Below are 14,804 nucleotides of genomic sequence, written 5' to 3' on the forward strand. Positions count from 1 at the left end.
GACAACCGCAGCACGGACGCTGCCAACAGTCCCTACCTGACGAATTCGCCTGTCCAGGTAGGAGCACGCATGTCCGCACGACCCGGCCCGAACCCGGAGCTCGAGGAGACCGACGACCCGGGCGGCCCGGTCGACCCCGACGTCGACCTCTCCGTCCCGGCGCAGCGCCGCGAGTGGGGTGCCCACCGCTACGTCCTGCCGGTCATCGCCCTCGGCGGCGTCCTCGGCGCCTGTGCCCGCTACGGACTCGCGCAGGCCGCCCCCGCACAGCCCGGCAGCATCCCGTGGACGACCCTGTCGATCAACGTGTCCGGCAGCCTGCTCATCGGCGTCCTCATGGTCTTCGTCGTCGAGGTCGGCGGCGCCCACCCGCTGCTGCGCCCGTTCGTCGGCGTCGGCGTCCTCGGCGGGTTCACGACCTTCAGCACGTACACGTCGGAGACGACGGTGCTGCTCCACGGCGGACACCCCGCCGTCGCCCTCGCCTACCTCGTCGGCACCCCGGGCGCGGCGCTCGTGGGCGTCGCGGCCGGCGTCCTGCTCACTCGCGCGGCTCTCGCCGCGCGGCACCGACTCGCCACCCGTGGAGGTTCCCGATGACCACGCTCGACGGTCCCGCCCGCCGCCTCACCGTCTACGTCGGCGAGGCCGACACGTGGCACCACCGCCCGGTGCACAGCGAGATCGTCCACCGGGCGCACGCCGCAGGGCTCGCCGGCGCGAGCGTCTTCCGCGGCATCGAGGGCTTCGGCTCCTCCCACCTCGTGCACACCTCGCGCCTGCTGTCGCTGTCGGAGGACCTGCCGGTCGCCGTCGTCGTCATCGACACCGCCGAGCGCATCGATGCTTTCCTGCCGCAGGTGCAGGAGGTCGTCGGCGAGGGGCTCGTCACGCTCGACGACGTGCGCGTCGTGCACCACACCTTCCGGCCGAACCCCGACGCGTCGACCCCCGACGCAGGCTCCCCCGACTCGCCCGACGCCGGGGGTGCGGACCGGTGACGGCGCTCCTGCTCGTCTGCGCCGGGGCCGCCGTGGGGGCCCCCGCGCGCTACCTCACCGACCGCGCCGTCCAGTCGCGCCATGACAGCCTCATGCCGTGGGGGACGTTGGCGGTCAACGTCATCGGTTCCCTCGTCCTCGGGCTCCTCACCGGTCTCACCGTCGCCCACGACCTGCCGGAGGCCGTGACCCTCGGCATCGGCACGGGCTTCTGCGGAGCGCTGACGACGTACTCGACGTTCAGCTACGAGACCCTCCGGCTGCTCGAGTCGCGGGCCGTTCTCGTCGCGCTGGCCAACGTCGGGGTGTCGCTCGTCATCGGCCTCGCGGCGGCGCTCGGCGGCTACGCCCTCGGCGCGGCTCTCTAGGACGAGCGACGCGCGCCGGTCACGGCATCGACAGCGCGGGCTCGCCCGCGAGGGCGCCGTCCATGATGCGCCGCCAGATCGGCGCGGCGTAGCAGGCGCCGGTCATCGCGGTGCACGACTTGCCGGCCATCGACACGTTGAACATCCGGCGGGTCGGGTTCACCGGGTTGCCCACCCACACCGCCGTCGTCAGCTGCGGTGTGTACCCGACGAACCACGACTGCGCGTTGCCGTCGGCCGTGCCGGTCTTGCCGGCCGAGCGGCGGCCGGCCAGCTGGTTGAGGATGCCGGAGCCGTGGGTCATGTTGTACTCGAGGTACTGCGTGGCCTGGTCCACCGCGCTCGGGTCGGCCACCTGCCGGCAGCTCGGCGCGGGCGCCCACAGCGTCGTCCCGGCCTGCACGACGCTCGCGACCGGGTGCACCTGGCACACGGTGCCGTGGTCGGCGAGCCCGGCGTACGCGTCGGCCAGCGTCTGGGGCGAGATGGCCTGGGCCCCGAGGATGACCTGCGGCGGATAGGTGCCGAGCGGCGAGCCGTCGCCGCCGTGGATGCCGAAGTCGAGCATGGTCGAGTGGATGGCGCAGACCCCGATGCGGCTCGCCAGCGCGACGAAGGCGGTGTTCGTCGACTTGGCGGTGGCCTGCTTGAGCGACATCAGGCCGCCGCGCCAGGCCTCGTCGTTGTAGACCTTCCAGTCGCTGCCGAGGCCGCACGGCTGCGGGAACTGCGAGGGGCGGAAGGTGGCCGGCTGGTGGTTGTCGGCGGCCGGGGCGTCGACCGACGCGCTGGTGCCCAGCCCCTGTTCCATGGCCGTGACGAGCGAGAACGCCTTGGCCGTCGACCCGAACTGGAAGCCGCCCGAGCCGCCGTAGCGCTGGTCGACGGCGTAGTCGAGCTCGGTCGCGCCACCGCTCGTGCCGTACTGCGTGTCCTGACCGAGCGCGACGACGGCGCCGGTCCCCGGCTGGGTGACGTAGGCGGCCGCGGCGACCCCCAGCGCGTTGTGCTCGGGGGCGACCCGGCGCAGCGCCTTGTCGACCGTCGCCTGCACCGAGGGGTCGAGGGTGGTGCGGATGGTCAGCCCGCCCTGGAAGAGGCGGTCACGCCGGGCCTGCTGCGTCGGCCCGAGCGCCGGCTGCTGCTCGAGCCAGGAGATGACGAACGAGCAGAAGTACGGCTCGGCCGACGCGGCGCACGTCGCGGGCGGGTCGGTGACCGAGAGGTCCTTGGCAATGGGACGCCGCACGGCAGCGTCGTACTGCGCCGGTGTCAGCTCGTCGAGGGCGCGCATGCGCGCCAGCACCACGTCGCGCCGGTCCTGCGCCGCCTGCGGGTGGTGGACCGGGTCGGTGGCGCTCGGGCTCTGGACGAGGCCGGCGAGGGTGGCCGCCTCGGTCAGGGAGAGCCGGCTCGCCGGGACGCCGAAGTAGTGCCGGGCCGCCGCCTCGACGCCGTAGGCGCCGTCGCCGTAGTAGGCGAGGTTGAGGTAGCCCTGCAGGATCTGGTCCTTGGTCCACGACCGCTCGAGGGCGACGGCATAGCGCAGGTCGGTCAGCTTGCGCGGGATGGTCTTGGCCACGGCTGCCGCGGCCGCACCCCCCTGCCCGTTGCGCAGCGCCTGGGCCTGCAGCGAGAGCTTGACGAACTGCTGGGTCAGCGTCGAGGCGCCCTCGCTGGCCTGGCCCGAGCGCAGGTCCTGGATGACGGCGCGGGTCAGCCCCTGCGGGTCGATGGCGCCGTGGTCGTAGAAGCGGCTGTCCTCGATGGCCACCTGGGCCGTCCGCATGACCGGCGCGACGTGGGAGAGCGGCACGACGACGCGGTACTGGTCCTGCGGTGTCGCGATGACCGACCCGTCGGCGGCGAGGATCCGCGAGCCCTGGACGAGCTGGGCCATCGTGAAGGTGCTCGGCAGCGACAGGAAGGCCTCACTGCCGGCGTTCGACAGCCCGCCGATGGCTGCGACCGTCGGCACGTACAGCGCGGCCCCGAGCAGACCGACGGCGGCCGACGCCGCGAGGAAGGCGGCGAGCAGTCGCACCGTCCGGCGGACGTCGAGGCGATGGGTACCCACAGGCGACGATAGGCGCCGCTCACCGACGCCACCCTGCGCGTCGGCTGGGAATCAGCCGGCAGCCTCGAGCGTCGCCCGCACGCCGACGGCCGGGGAGGCCGGCACCGAGACCGGCACCGAGACGGGCACCGGGGCAGGGACCGCGGCAGGGGTCGGGTGCCCGACGCCGGGCGAGCGGGTGTGCACGCAGCGCAGGCCGTGCACGGTCTCACCGAGGGTCTCGAGGTACGCGGCCCGACGCGGGGTCGGCACGGCGGCGTGGTCCGGGCCGCCGTGCCGACCGGGCGCGTCGGCGTCGTCGGCGTAGTGCAGCTCGAGCCCGCCACGGAGCAGGCGAAGCGCCTCGCCGCGCTGCTGGGACACGGCCGAGGAGGTCAGGCCGAGGTCGGCGGCGACGTCCTTGACGGCCCGGCCCTCGAGGTAGATCTCGGTGACGATGAGGCGCAGGCGCTCCGGCAGGGCCTCGACGGCGGCGCCGAGGTAGCGGACCCGCTCGCGCTCGAGCGTCGAGTCCTCGGGGGCGACGGTCTCGGCGGCGAGCGCCTCGGCGGCGCCGTCGAGCGGTCCGACGGTACGGGCGGCGTCGGCGAGGCAGGCGCGCACCTGCTCGCGGGTGAGGCCGAGGGCGGCGGCCATCTCGTCGTGGGTCGGGGTGCGCCCGAGCCGGGCGGCGAGGGTCTCGGTCATCGACTGGAGCGCCTTGATGCGCTGGCGCGTACCGCGGCCGGCCCAGTCGAGCGAGCGCAGCTCGTCGACGAGGGCCCCGGTGATGCGGCGACGCGCGTAGGCGCCGAACGGGACACCGGCCGACGGGTCGAAGGAGTCCGCGGCGAGGACGAGGCCGATGGCCCCGACCGAGGCGAGGTCCTCCCGCGAGAGGTGGGTCGCCCGAGCACACAGGTCCGACACGAGGTAGCCCACGAGCGGAAGGTTGTCGACGACGAGACGGTTGCGCTCCGCTTTATCCACTGGACCCCTCTGACGATCACGATGACCACGCGACCGAAGGGCGAGCAGAACGTTGCCGAGCCCCTCGACTGTGTCCAGTTTGGGGCGATTTGTCCGTTTTGTATCGAAAACGGGAAATTCGAGGGAGAACTATCGGCAGGTGCGGGAAGAACGTTACGTGACGACGGGCCCGGGGCCCGGTTCCTGCCGATCCGTCGGCGGGTTGACGAGACCTCGCAGGACCTCGTCGGCCGTTGCCCTCGACGCCTCGAGGTTGGCGTCGGCGACGGCGCCGAAGATCTCCTCGCGCTTGATCTCGAGGTGCCGGGGCGCGTCGATGCCGATGCGGATGCCGTCGCCGCCGCGACTCTCGAGAAACGTGATGACGATGTCGTCGCCGATCATGATCTTCTCGCCGGGCTTGCGGGTCAGGACGAGCATGGATCCCCTTCCGTGGGTGAGGTGTTCGGGCCGGGCCGTGCCGGGCCGACGCGGCTCAGAGCACCGTCCGTGGTGCCGGCTCCCCGTCCGTCCAGCCTACGGGAACGCCGAGGTCGTTCACCGTGTGTGCGGAGCGGGACTCGCCGACGCCGACGACCGCGAGGGCGTCGACGGCGACCGAGCCGCGGACGTGGTCGACCCACGCCCTCGTGTCGTCGGGCTTGTGGCGGGCATCGACGACGAGCCACACCTGGTCGGCGCCGAGCGCGGCGGCCGCCTCGAGGTGCGGCAGGCCCGCGGACACGGGCCCGAGCCCGCAGGCGACGAGGACCGTCGTGCCCGACTCGACGCCGAGCGCGCGGGCCCGGGCGGCGTCCCAGCGACCGGCCAGGTACGAGAGCCCGTGCAAATCCGTGGCCCCCGAACCGTGCAGGTCGTGGCCGACGTGGCCGTCCGCGGCCGCCGACGCGGCGACCATCGTCGACGCGACGTGACGGGCCGTGTCCTCGAGACCCACGACGAGGACGAGGTCACCGGGCGCCGACAGCAGCCGCGGGACGCGTCCGGTGGGCCGGTGCGTGCGGTCGCCGTCGTCGCCGAGGCGGGCGAGCAGGTCTGAGAGGCCGGCGGACTCGGTCGACACAGGCTCACCGACCGCGGACGCCGGTCCGCTGTCGGTCGCAGGAAACCCATCGGCGGCAGCGTCGGCGTTGACGTCGTCCTCGGCACGGTCGGCGCTGTCGAGCAGGGCCAGGATGCCGGCACGGTCGCCGAGCACGTGCAGGGCCGGCTGGATCGGCACCACACGCGGCACGACGCGCGGCACGACGCGCGGCACACGGCTGTCGGGCACCTCGACGGTGACCTCGAGGTGGCGGCGGCCCAGGAAGCCGGCGACCCCGGCGTCGAGCACGCGCTCGGCGCGCACGATCCGGGCGCCGTCGCCGTAGAGGTGCGTCGCCACGCGGGCCAGCTCGCCGAGGGAGCGACCCTCAAGCAGGAACTGCTGTGCCAACGCGCACCACCCCGACGGTCTCGATGGTGACGTCGGCCGAGGTCACCTCGGCATAGGACAGGACGGGCACACCTCGCGGCGCGGGCGGCAGCAGGCGGCGCATCGCCGGGCGCAGCACCGGCGCGCAGACGAGCACCGCCGACTTCCCCGACGACTCGGCCGCGGCGACGGCCGCGCTGAGCGAGGCGAGCACCGCGTCGAGACGCGTCGGGTCGACGACGAGCTGGCTACCGCCCTCCGCGGGGCGCAGGTCCTGCACGAGGCTCTGCTCGAGGCCGGGCTCGATGGTGATGACGGGCAGGTGCCCCCCGTCGGCGAACCGCGCGACGAGCGCCGGGCCGAGGGCAGCGCGAGCCGCCTCGACGAGCGACTCGGGGTCGCCGCCGGCCTTGGCGCGCAACGTCAGCGCTTCGTAGACGCGGGTGAGGTCGTTGATCGGCACCTGCTCGGCGAGCAGCCCCTGCAGGACGCGGTGCACCTCGGCGAGCGAGAGCAGTGCGGGGGTCAGCTCGTCGACGGTCGCCGGGCTGATGCCCCGGACGCCCTCGGTGAGCACGCGGACGTCCTCGCGCGACAGCAGGCGGGACGCGTGGGCGCCGACGATCGAGGACAGGTGGGTCACGAGGACGCTGACCCGGTCGACGAGCGTGGCCCCGGTCATCTCGGCGCTGTGCCGCAGCTCGGCCGGCACCCACTTGCCGGCCAGGCCGAAGACCGGCTCGATGACGGAGACGCCGGGCAGCGCGTCGAGGGCCTCGCCCAGCGCGAGCAGCTTGCCGGGCGGGGCGGTGCCGCGTCCGGCCTCGACGCCGGCGACGCGGATGGCGTAGGTCGAGGGCGGCAGGTCGACGCTGTCGCGGGTGCGCACCGGCGGGATGACGATGCCGAGGTCCATGGCGATGGTGTGGCGCAGCGCCTTGACGCGGCCGAGCAGGTCGTCGGGCGAGCCGCCGACGAGGTCGACGAGGTCCGGGGCGAGGAGGATCTCGAGGGGCTGCACACGCATCCGTTCGATGATCTCCTCGTTCGGGTCGCGCTCGGCGGCCTGCCCCTCCGCCTCGGCCGACGCGCCCGCAGCACCGGCCGCGCCCGTACCCGTGACCGAGCGCACCCGGCGCGAGGCGATGACGAGGGCGGCGCCGACGCCGAGGAACGGCAGGGGCGGCATGCCCGGCAGCAGCGCCATGACGATGGCGGCACACCCGGCCACGAGCAGCGCGGTGCGCGACTGCGACAGCTGCACCGAGGCGCTGCGCCCGAGGTCGGTCTCGGCGCCGGAGCGGGTGACGATCATGCCGGTCGACACGGCCATGAGCAGGGCCGGGATCTGCGTCACGAGTCCGTCGCCCACGGTGAGCAGGCTGTAGGTGTTGAGGGCGTCGGTGAGCGACAGGCCGCGCTGCACCATGCCGACACCGATGCCGCCGACGATGTTGACGACGATGATGACGATGCCGGCGATCGCGTCGCCCTTGACGAACTTCGAGGCACCGTCCATCGCGCCGTAGAAGTCGGCCTCGGCGGCCACCTGGGCGCGCCGCTCGCGCGCCACGACGTCGGTGATGAGCCCCGCGTTGAGGTCGGCGTCGATCGCCATCTGCTTGCCGGGCATGGCGTCGAGGGTGAAGCGCGCGCCCACCTCGGCGACGCGCTCGGCGCCCTTGGTGACGACGACGAACTGGATGACGACGAGGATGACGAAGACGACGAAGCCGATGATGAGCGAGCCGCCGACGGTCACCTTGCCGAACGCCTCGATGACGTGACCGGCGAAGCCGTCGCCGAGCACGAGGCGCGTCGAGGCCACGTTGAGGCCGAGTCGGAAGAGCGTCGCGACGAGCAGCAGCGACGGGAACACCGAGAAGTCGAGCGGCTTGGTGACGAACATGCTCGTCAGCAGGATGACGAGCGCCAGCGCGATGTTGCAGACGATGAGCACGTCGAGCAGCGCCGCCGGGATCGGCACGACGAGGAGCAGGACGATGCCGACGATGCCGAGCGGCACGGCGAGCCGGGCGAGGTCGCGGTTCACGAGGTGGCTCCTCCTGGTCGGGCGGTGGGTCGGGCGGTGGGTCGGGCGCTGGGGCGCAGGGGCGCGGCAGGGGTGCTGACGCGTCGGGGAACGGTGTGGACGCCGGCGGCGGCACCGCGGGCCTTGAGGGCCATGACGAAGGCGAGCACGCCGGCGACGGCGGTGTAGAGCTCGACGGGGATCTCCTGGCCGATCTCGCAGCCGGCGTGCAGGGCCCGCGCGAGCGGGATGTCGCGGACCATCGGGACCCGCCGGTCCTCGGCCTCCTTGCGGATCCGGGCGGCGATGGTGCCCGAGCCCTTGGCGACGACGCGGGGGGCGGCCTTGCCCGGCTCGTAGGTCAGCGCCACGGCGACGTGCGTCGGGTTGAGCAGCACGACGTCGGCGCCGGAGACCGCGGCGATCATCCGGTTGCGCGACATCGCCAGCTGCCGGGAGCGGCGCTGCGAGCGCAGCAGCGGGTCGCCCTCGCTGCTCTTCGTCTCCTCCTTGACCTCGCGCCGGGTCATCCGGGTCTTGTTCCGGTTGCGGCGCAGGACGACGATGACGTCGGCGGCGGCGAGGACGAGGCCGGCCCCGACGGCGAAGCGCAGCAGCGAGGCCGCGCCGTCACCGGTGGCGGCGAGCAGCCCCGACACCGGCAGGCCGCCGGCGGTCAGCAGGATCGGCACGAGGTCCTGGACGACCATCCAGAGGACGAGCCCGACGACCGCGGTCTTGAGCATGGCCTTGGCGCCGCCCCACAGGGCCTGCTTGCCGAACATCCGGCCGAACCCCTGGACGAGGTTGAAGTGCTCGAACGACGGGGCGAGCTTCTTGACGTGCACGCCGCCCTGGACGACGCCGCCGACGACGACCGCGGCGAACACCGCGCCGATCAGTGGCAGCAGGGTGCTCCCGACCGAGCCGAGCCCCTCGGAGAGGGCGGCGAGCGCCCGGCCGGGGTCGGGGTCGGCGACGACCGAGCCCAGGGTCAGCAGCTGCCCGGACCCGGCGTCGGCCGCGCGCGACACGGTGAGCGGGAGCATGACGGCACCGACGCCGACCGCGAGCCACGCGGTGAGGTCCTGCGACCGGCCGAGCTGGCCCTTGGACCGGACCTCCCGCATCCGCTTGTCGGTGGCCTGCTCGGTGCGCTCCTGGCCGTCCGACATCAGCCCACCCCCAGCAGCAGCCGCGCCGACTCGTGGGCGAGGCCCGACACGACGCGCGGGATGGCGAGGAACATGACGCCGCCGAGGGCGAGCGTGATGAGGACCTTGAGGGGAAAGCCGAGCTGGAAGGCGTTGAGCGCCGGGGCGACCCGGGTCAGCAGGCCGAGGCCGACGTCGGCGAGGAAGAGCACGGCCATGAGCGGACCGGCGATCTGCACCGCGGCCACGAACATGCCGGTGGTCGCCGTCGTCATGACCTCGACGGGCCGCGACAGGTCGAACCCGCCGCCGAGCGGGATGGCCGTGACGCTGCCGGTGAGGCCACCGATGACGAGCTGGTAGCCGTCGGACGCGAAGAGGAGCGCGAGGGCCGCCATCTGGGTCAGGCGCGCGAACTGGGCGCCGTTGACCATGCTCTGCGGGTCGTAGGCCTGGGCCATCTGGAAGCCGGCGGCGAGGTCGACGAGCGAGCCGGCCGACTGGATGGCGGCGAAGACGAGGTAGACGAGGAACCCGAGCGCGAGACCCGTGGCGAGCTCGAGCACGAGGCCGGTGATGAAGGCGGCGTCGCCCCGGCTCGTGTAGGCGGAGTGCGCCCGCGTCGAGACGGCGAGGCCGAGCCCGACGCCGAGCATCGCCTTGATCCGCGCCGGAAAGGCGTTGTAGGAGAAAGGCGGTGCGACGAAGAGGAACGCCGTCATGCGCACGATGGCGAGCAGCGTGGCCTCGGCCCACGCCTGGTCGATGGGGACGGTCATCGGTGGGTCACGTCCCGAGGAGGCTGGGCAGCCGAGCGAAGAGGTCGTTGGTGAACGACACCATCTCGGCGATCATCCACTGCCCCGAGACCGCGAGGGCGATGGCGACGGCGACGGCCTTGGGCACGAACGAGAGCGTGACCTCCTGCAGCTGGGTGATCGACTGCACGAGCGACACCGCGAGCCCGACGACGAGCGAGGTGATGAGCACCGGGGCCGACAGCTTGGCCGCTGCGGCGAGGGCCTGGACGCAGATGTCGAGGACGGCGGCGGCGTTCACGTCGGTCCCCCGCCGCCGGCGTAGCTCTGCACGAGCGCGGTGATGATGAGGCCCCAGCCGTCGACGAGGATGAAGAGCAGCACCTTGAACGGCAGCGACACCATGACCGGCGGCAGCATCATCATGCCCATCGACATCAGGGCCGAGGACACGACGAGGTCGATGACGAGGAACGGGATGAAGATGACGAAGCCGATGATGAACGCGGCCCGCAGCTCGGAGATCATGAACGCCGGGATGAGCGTCTGCAGCGGGGTGGCGGCCGGCGAGGCCGGGTTCTCGATGCCGGCGGCCCGCGTCATGAGGGCGATGTCCTCCTGACGCGTGTGGGCCAGCATGAAGCTCGCCAGCGGCTTGGCGCCCGCGGTGAGCGCGGCCCCGAAGTCGAGGTGGCCGTGCAGGTAGGGCTGCACCGCAAGGGTGTTCACGTGCGTCAGCACCGGCCACATGATGAAGAGGGACAGGAACAGCGTCAGGCCGGCGAGCACCTGGTTCGGCGGCACCGAGGCGAGGCCGAGCGCGTTCCGCGTCATCGCGAGGACGACGAAGATCTTCGTGAACGAGGTCATCATGAGCAGCAGCGCCGGGGCCACCGACAGCAGGGTGATCCCGAGGAGCGTCACGACCGACGAGGACGGCGCGTTGTCGGGGGCGTTGATCTTCAGCTCGATGCCGGAGCCGACACCGGGCGTGGGGGTCGGCGTCGGGGCCGGGGCCGGCAGGTGCGGCAGCGTCGCCGCGTGGCCGGCCGAGGCCGCGACGACGAGCAGTGCGGCGGCGACGACGAGGACCGCCAGCGCCAGCGCGAGGACGCGACGGGTGCGGTGGGACGGGCGCGGCAGCGCGAGCACCGGCGTCGTCACGGGCGTCGACCGGACCGCAGCGCCTCGGCGGCGAGGCGCCACGTGGCCGGCTCGAGGATCGACCCGGCCCGCGCGGGCCGACCGGGCCCGCCTGCGGACTGGGCCCGCTGGCGTCGCAGCTCGGCCTCGAAGGAGGCCGCGTGCTTGACCGAGCGGCGCGTGACCGTCGCCGGCAGCGAGTCACCCGGGACGGCGTCGTGGTCGGGATCGGGGTCGGCGTCAGCACCTGGACCCACGGCCGGCACCGCCGCTGCGGGCACGACCGGCTCGGGCACGTCGGCCGTGTGCAGGACGCTGATGCCGTGCTCGGTCACGCCGAGGAGGAACCGCTTGCCGTCGGTGTCGACGAGCACGACGGACGCCTTGGGCCCGACCGTCTGGCGCGCGACGACGCTGAGCGCCTTGGCCCGCAGGCCGGGGGCACCGGCCCGAAGCCGACGGTGCAGCAGCCACATGAGGCCGAAGACCGCGGCGAGCGAGACGAGGACCCGCAGGCCCAGGACGAGCGGTTCCATTCAGGGCCGGCCCTCGGCGGTGTCGAGGATGCGGGAGATGCGCACGGCGTAGTCCTGGTCGACGACGACGACCTCGCCGAGGGCGATCCGGCGACCGTTGAGCAGGACGTCGACCGGTGCGCCGGCGGACCGGTCGAGCTCGACGACCGCACCCGGCTCGAGCGACAGCGCGTCACGGACGCTCATCCGGGTCCGGCCGATCTCGACGGTCAGGGCCATCTCGACGTCCTGGATGCGGCGCAGGCGCCCGTCGAAGGCGCCGGTCGGGCCCACGGCGGACGCGGAGAAGGACGACGCCACTGAGGGCACCGACGCGACTGGCGCGGGCCCGCCGGGGGCGCGTCGGACGGCGAGCCAGCCGAACGGCGCTGCGCCGTCGGTGATCTCGAAGAACGCAGCGCCCTCCGGGTCGGACAGCAGACCGCTCGGGTCGCCGTCGACGAGCTCGGACAGCACGCCGTCACCGAGCGCTGCGGCCGCGCGCTCGAACGCGGGGCGCAGCACGACGGTGGCCGACGCAGCGGGGCCGCCGCCCGCCTCGGCGACGAACCGGGTGTCGAGCGCGACGAGCACGAGGTCGGCCGGGTGCGGACCGACGAGCGAGGCCGCCACGACGGCCGCGTCGGCGGGGCCCGTGACGGCGTCCGGGCCGACCTGCCCGAGGACGCGCAGGCCGGGGACGGGCAGGGAGGCCACGAGGTGCTCGGCGGCGGAGGCGAGGGTTGCGGTGCTCACGGGCGGTACTCCTGGGTGGGGGCGGAGGCGTCGGGGGTGGTGGGGTGGGCCGGGCCGGCCGGCGTCGGCACGAGCGACACGATCTGGGCGGCCGCCCGCGACCCGGAGCGCACGACCATGGCGCGCGCGAGTTCCTGGCCCTCGACGGTGACGTGGAACGGCTCGCGCGCGTGGTGCGGCAGGGGCAGGGTGTCCCCGACCGCGAGCGCCAGCACCTGCTCGGGCGTCACGGCGACCGACGCGAGCCGCACCGTCACCTCGACCGGCACCTGGGCGACCTGCTCGCGGGTGAGCTCGGCCGCGTTCTCGGTGCTCGCCACGGGGTTGACCGCGCCGAGCTGCGGCAGGAGCGTGTCGGCCGGGATCGCGAAGGTGACGGGCGAGGTCGTCTCGCCCACCTGGACGCCGCACGTCACGACGACCATGAGGTCGGAGGGGGCTGCGGCCTGGGCGAACTGCGAGTTGTACTGGATCGACTCGACGCGCGCCTCGGCGGGCAGCAGCGGGCCGAGCGCGTAGGCGAGGACGTCGAGCGACTCCTCGACGACCGCCTTGACGAGGGCGTGCTCGATGGGCGTCAGCTTGCGCTCGAGGCCGGCCTTGTCCGAGCTGCCGCCGAGCATCCGGGCCACCCAGCCGAGCGCGACCGGCGTCGGGAACTGCACAACCATCTTGGCCGTGGTGTCGCCCACGACGCAGCGGACCATGCACGTGACGGTCGGCAGCGACGCGACGTACTCGTCGTAGGTCTGCACGATGACCGACTCGGTCGTGGCGCTCGACTTGGTGCGGACCTTGGCGGTCAGCTGGGTGCCCCACTGGCGCGCGAAGGAGTCGAAGGCGGCCTCGAGGATCCGGCTGTGCTCGCGCGCGAGGGTGGTGGGGCGGCGGAAGTCGTAGGGCTCCGCCGTGCGCTGCGCGGTCGCCCCGACGGCGTGCATGGTCACGCCCGGCACTATCGGCAGGTGCCGCCCTGTGTTAAGAGCGGGGTCGAGCGACGCGGGGCCGCTACGAGCGCGCCTGGGCGGCGCGGGCCTTGAGCGCCTCGGGGATGAGGGCCCGTACGCTCTCGGGCTGGTCGGAGAGCACGACGACGTCGACGCGTCGGTTCTGGCGGTAGTCCGCGTCGGTCCTGCCCGTGCTGGCCGGGCGCGACGAGCCGAAGCCCGTGGCCCCGATGCGTGAGCCCGGCAGGCGGTCGCGCTCGACCATGGCACGCAGCACCTTCGTGGCCCGCTCGGCCGACAGCTCCCACACCGACGGGTAGGACGTGCGCAGAGCGGCCGCGTGCCCCTCGACCGACACCTGCAGACGCGTCGGCACGATGACCGGCGTGATGGCGTCGAGGATGCGGTTGGCCCGCGCGGTCAGCATCGAGCTGTCCGGGCTGAAGAAGGTCTGCGACCCGACGAGGCGCACCGTGAGACCGCGCTGGTCGATGTGGAACTGGACGTCCTTCTGCAGGCCCTGGGCGGTGAGGCGCCGGGTCATCTCCTTCTGGATCGCCGTGAACCGGTTGACGTCCTTGGTCGCGAGCGCGAGGTCGGCGAAGCCCTCCGAGTCCTTCTTGGCCACCGACGGCGGCACGACGGTGCCGCTCGCGGTGTCGATGCGCTGGCTGATCTTCGTGCCGAACCCCGTGGCGAGGGAGTTGCGCAGCTTCTCGAACCGGTTCTGGTCGACGGTCGACATCGCGTAGAGCACGACGAAGAGGCAGAAGAGCACGGTGATCATGTCCATGTAGGACACGGCCCACCGCTCGTCGACGTGGAACTTCTCCGGCGGCTTGCGCGTCGAGCGCCGGCGGCTCACGCCGCCGCCTTCGCCTTGGCGTCCTTGGCGTCCTTGCCGCCCTTGGCGTCCGGCTTGCCGCGCTCGGGCACCATGGCGCGCAGGCGGTCGGCGAGCAGCAGCGGCTGGGCGCCGCTCTGGACGGCGAGCACCCCCTCCATGACGAGCGTCATCCGCTCGATCTCGAGCTCGGACAGGCGCGCGATGCGGGCCGACAGCGGCAGCCAGACGAAGTTGGCCGACAGCAGGCCCCACAGGGTCGCGACGAAGGCGCTGGCGATCATCGGGCCGAGCTCGTCGGGGTTGGACAGGTTCTCGAGCACGTGGGTCAGCGACACGACGGTGCCGACGATGCCCATCGTCGGCGCGTACCCGCCGAGCGCCGCGAAGAACTTCGAGTCGGAGTGGTCGGAGCGGGCCCGGGTGCCGATCTGGTCCTCCATGAGGATCCGCAGCTCTTCGGGGTCGGTGCCGTCGGCGACGTTCTGCAGGGCCTGGGACAGGAACGGGTCCTTGGTCTCGGAGGCCTCGGCCTCGAGGGCGAGCAGGCCCTCGGCGCGGGCCTTCTCGGCGAGCCGGATGATCTGCTCGATGCTCTCCTGGGGCGCGGGCGCCTTGCCGGTGAAGGCCTTGGGCACGGCCTTGAAGGCGCGCAGGCTGTCCTTGAGGGTGTTGCCGGCGATGCCGACGGCGATGGTCGCGCCGAAGACGAGGATCATCGGCGGAGGCAGGAACAGGGACCCGATGTGCGCACCCTCGAGGGTGACGACGGCGAAGACGGAGCCGAACGCGAGGACGAGTCCGATGACGAGTGAGGGGTCCATCG

General features: G+C 73.2%; 17 protein-coding genes. 3 read left to right on the plus strand and 14 right to left on the minus strand.

Annotation, left to right across the window (positions count from 1 at the left end; genetic code table 11):
* The first annotated feature begins 69 nt into the window (after positions 1-69).
* The 3 genes from crcB (AC3A5R_RS06130) to crcB (AC3A5R_RS06140) are packed head-to-tail and all read left to right on the plus strand — an operon-like array spanning position 70 to position 1,369.
* Complete coding sequence (gene crcB / locus AC3A5R_RS06130) at positions 70-600, plus strand: fluoride efflux transporter CrcB (RefSeq protein WP_487619839.1); 531 nt, start codon at positions 70-72, stop codon at positions 598-600.
* Positions 597-1,001: a DUF190 domain-containing protein gene (locus AC3A5R_RS06135; RefSeq protein ID WP_487619840.1), complete on the plus strand. Its 405-nt coding sequence runs from the start codon at positions 597-599 to the stop codon at positions 999-1,001. Before crcB (AC3A5R_RS06130) ends, AC3A5R_RS06135 begins: the two co-directional genes overlap by 4 nt.
* Positions 998-1,369: a fluoride efflux transporter CrcB gene (crcB, locus tag AC3A5R_RS06140; RefSeq protein ID WP_487619841.1), complete on the plus strand. Its 372-nt coding sequence runs from the start codon at positions 998-1,000 to the stop codon at positions 1,367-1,369. Before AC3A5R_RS06135 ends, crcB (AC3A5R_RS06140) begins: the two co-directional genes overlap by 4 nt.
* Before the next feature lie 19 nt (positions 1,370-1,388).
* Here crcB (AC3A5R_RS06140) and AC3A5R_RS06145 read toward each other — a convergent pair whose 3' ends face one another.
* The 14 genes from AC3A5R_RS06145 to AC3A5R_RS06210 all read right to left on the minus strand — a co-directional run bounded on the left by AC3A5R_RS06145 (position 1,389) and on the right by AC3A5R_RS06210 (position 14,802).
* Positions 1,389-3,446, minus strand: a complete 2,058-nt coding sequence (locus tag AC3A5R_RS06145) for a transglycosylase domain-containing protein (protein WP_487619842.1) — start codon at positions 3,444-3,446, stop codon at positions 1,389-1,391.
* 51 nt (positions 3,447-3,497) lie between these two features.
* Positions 3,498-4,415, minus strand: coding sequence for a sigma-70 family RNA polymerase sigma factor (locus AC3A5R_RS06150; protein ID WP_487619843.1), 918 nt, complete (start codon positions 4,413-4,415; stop codon positions 3,498-3,500).
* A 153-nt stretch (positions 4,416-4,568) separates the two neighbouring features.
* Entirely contained in the window at positions 4,569-4,835 is a 267-nt protein-coding gene (locus tag AC3A5R_RS06155; protein ID WP_487619844.1) for a carbon storage regulator, read from the minus strand.
* A gap of 55 nt (positions 4,836-4,890) precedes the next feature.
* The gene (locus AC3A5R_RS06160) at positions 4,891-5,850 is read right to left on the minus strand and encodes a hypothetical protein (RefSeq protein ID WP_487619845.1); all 960 of its coding nucleotides are present in this window, start codon (positions 5,848-5,850) and stop codon (positions 4,891-4,893) included.
* Complete coding sequence (locus tag AC3A5R_RS06165) at positions 5,828-7,882, minus strand: flagellar biosynthesis protein FlhA (protein WP_487619846.1); 2,055 nt, start codon at positions 7,880-7,882, stop codon at positions 5,828-5,830. Before AC3A5R_RS06165 ends, AC3A5R_RS06160 begins: the two co-directional genes overlap by 23 nt.
* Positions 7,879-9,036 (minus strand): EscU/YscU/HrcU family type III secretion system export apparatus switch protein, encoded by a 1,158-nt coding sequence (locus AC3A5R_RS06170; protein WP_487619847.1) that lies wholly within the window; start codon positions 9,034-9,036, stop codon positions 7,879-7,881. Before AC3A5R_RS06170 ends, AC3A5R_RS06165 begins: the two co-directional genes overlap by 4 nt.
* Positions 9,036-9,794, minus strand: a complete 759-nt coding sequence (locus tag AC3A5R_RS06175) for a flagellar biosynthetic protein FliR (protein ID WP_487619848.1) — start codon at positions 9,792-9,794, stop codon at positions 9,036-9,038. The genes AC3A5R_RS06170 and AC3A5R_RS06175 overlap by 1 nt, the downstream gene beginning before the upstream one ends.
* A 7-nt stretch (positions 9,795-9,801) precedes the next feature.
* Entirely contained in the window at positions 9,802-10,074 is a 273-nt protein-coding gene (gene fliQ, locus AC3A5R_RS06180; protein ID WP_323102050.1) for a flagellar biosynthesis protein FliQ, read from the minus strand.
* Positions 10,071-10,937, minus strand: coding sequence for a flagellar type III secretion system pore protein FliP (fliP, locus tag AC3A5R_RS06185; protein WP_487619849.1), 867 nt, complete (start codon positions 10,935-10,937; stop codon positions 10,071-10,073). Before fliP ends, fliQ begins: the two co-directional genes overlap by 4 nt.
* A complete protein-coding gene (fliO, locus tag AC3A5R_RS06190) occupies positions 10,934-11,452 on the minus strand; it encodes a flagellar biosynthetic protein FliO (RefSeq protein ID WP_487619850.1) in 519 nt (172 codons plus the stop codon). The genes fliP and fliO overlap by 4 nt, the downstream gene beginning before the upstream one ends.
* The gene (gene fliN, locus AC3A5R_RS06195; protein WP_487619851.1) at positions 11,453-12,187 is read right to left on the minus strand and encodes a flagellar motor switch protein FliN; all 735 of its coding nucleotides are present in this window, start codon (positions 12,185-12,187) and stop codon (positions 11,453-11,455) included.
* Positions 12,184-13,128, minus strand: a complete 945-nt coding sequence (locus AC3A5R_RS06200; RefSeq protein ID WP_487620126.1) for a flagellar motor switch protein FliM — start codon at positions 13,126-13,128, stop codon at positions 12,184-12,186. The genes fliN and AC3A5R_RS06200 overlap by 4 nt, the downstream gene beginning before the upstream one ends.
* 67 nt (positions 13,129-13,195) lie before the next feature.
* Positions 13,196-13,999 (minus strand): OmpA/MotB family protein, encoded by an 804-nt coding sequence (locus AC3A5R_RS06205; protein ID WP_487619852.1) that lies wholly within the window; start codon positions 13,997-13,999, stop codon positions 13,196-13,198.
* Positions 13,996-14,802 (minus strand): motility protein A, encoded by an 807-nt coding sequence (locus AC3A5R_RS06210; RefSeq protein ID WP_487619853.1) that lies wholly within the window; start codon positions 14,800-14,802, stop codon positions 13,996-13,998. The genes AC3A5R_RS06205 and AC3A5R_RS06210 overlap by 4 nt, the downstream gene beginning before the upstream one ends.
* Positions 14,803-14,804 lie beyond the last annotated feature (2 nt).

Source organism: Intrasporangium sp. Soil_C_50, assembly GCF_057656595.1.

What these genes read in the sequence shown, in the direction of transcription:
- AC3A5R_RS06155 (WP_487619844.1), bottom strand. Translation starts at nt 4,835, where the DNA reads ATGCTCGTCCTGACCCGCAAGCCCGGCGAGAAGATCATGATCGGCGAC.
- AC3A5R_RS06200 (WP_487620126.1), bottom strand. Translation starts at nt 13,128, where the DNA reads ATGCACGCCGTCGGGGCGACCGCGCAGCGCACGGCGGAGCCCTACGAC.
- AC3A5R_RS06175 (WP_487619848.1), bottom strand. Translation starts at nt 9,794, where the DNA reads ATGACCGTCCCCATCGACCAGGCGTGGGCCGAGGCCACGCTGCTCGCC.
- crcB (WP_487619839.1), top strand. Translation starts at nt 70, where the DNA reads ATGTCCGCACGACCCGGCCCGAACCCGGAGCTCGAGGAGACCGACGAC.
- fliO (WP_487619850.1), bottom strand. Translation starts at nt 11,452, where the DNA reads ATGGAACCGCTCGTCCTGGGCCTGCGGGTCCTCGTCTCGCTCGCCGCG.
- AC3A5R_RS06170 (WP_487619847.1), bottom strand. Translation starts at nt 9,036, where the DNA reads ATGTCGGACGGCCAGGAGCGCACCGAGCAGGCCACCGACAAGCGGATG.
- AC3A5R_RS06210 (WP_487619853.1), bottom strand. Translation starts at nt 14,802, where the DNA reads ATGGACCCCTCACTCGTCATCGGACTCGTCCTCGCGTTCGGCTCCGTC.
- AC3A5R_RS06135 (WP_487619840.1), top strand. Translation starts at nt 597, where the DNA reads ATGACCACGCTCGACGGTCCCGCCCGCCGCCTCACCGTCTACGTCGGC.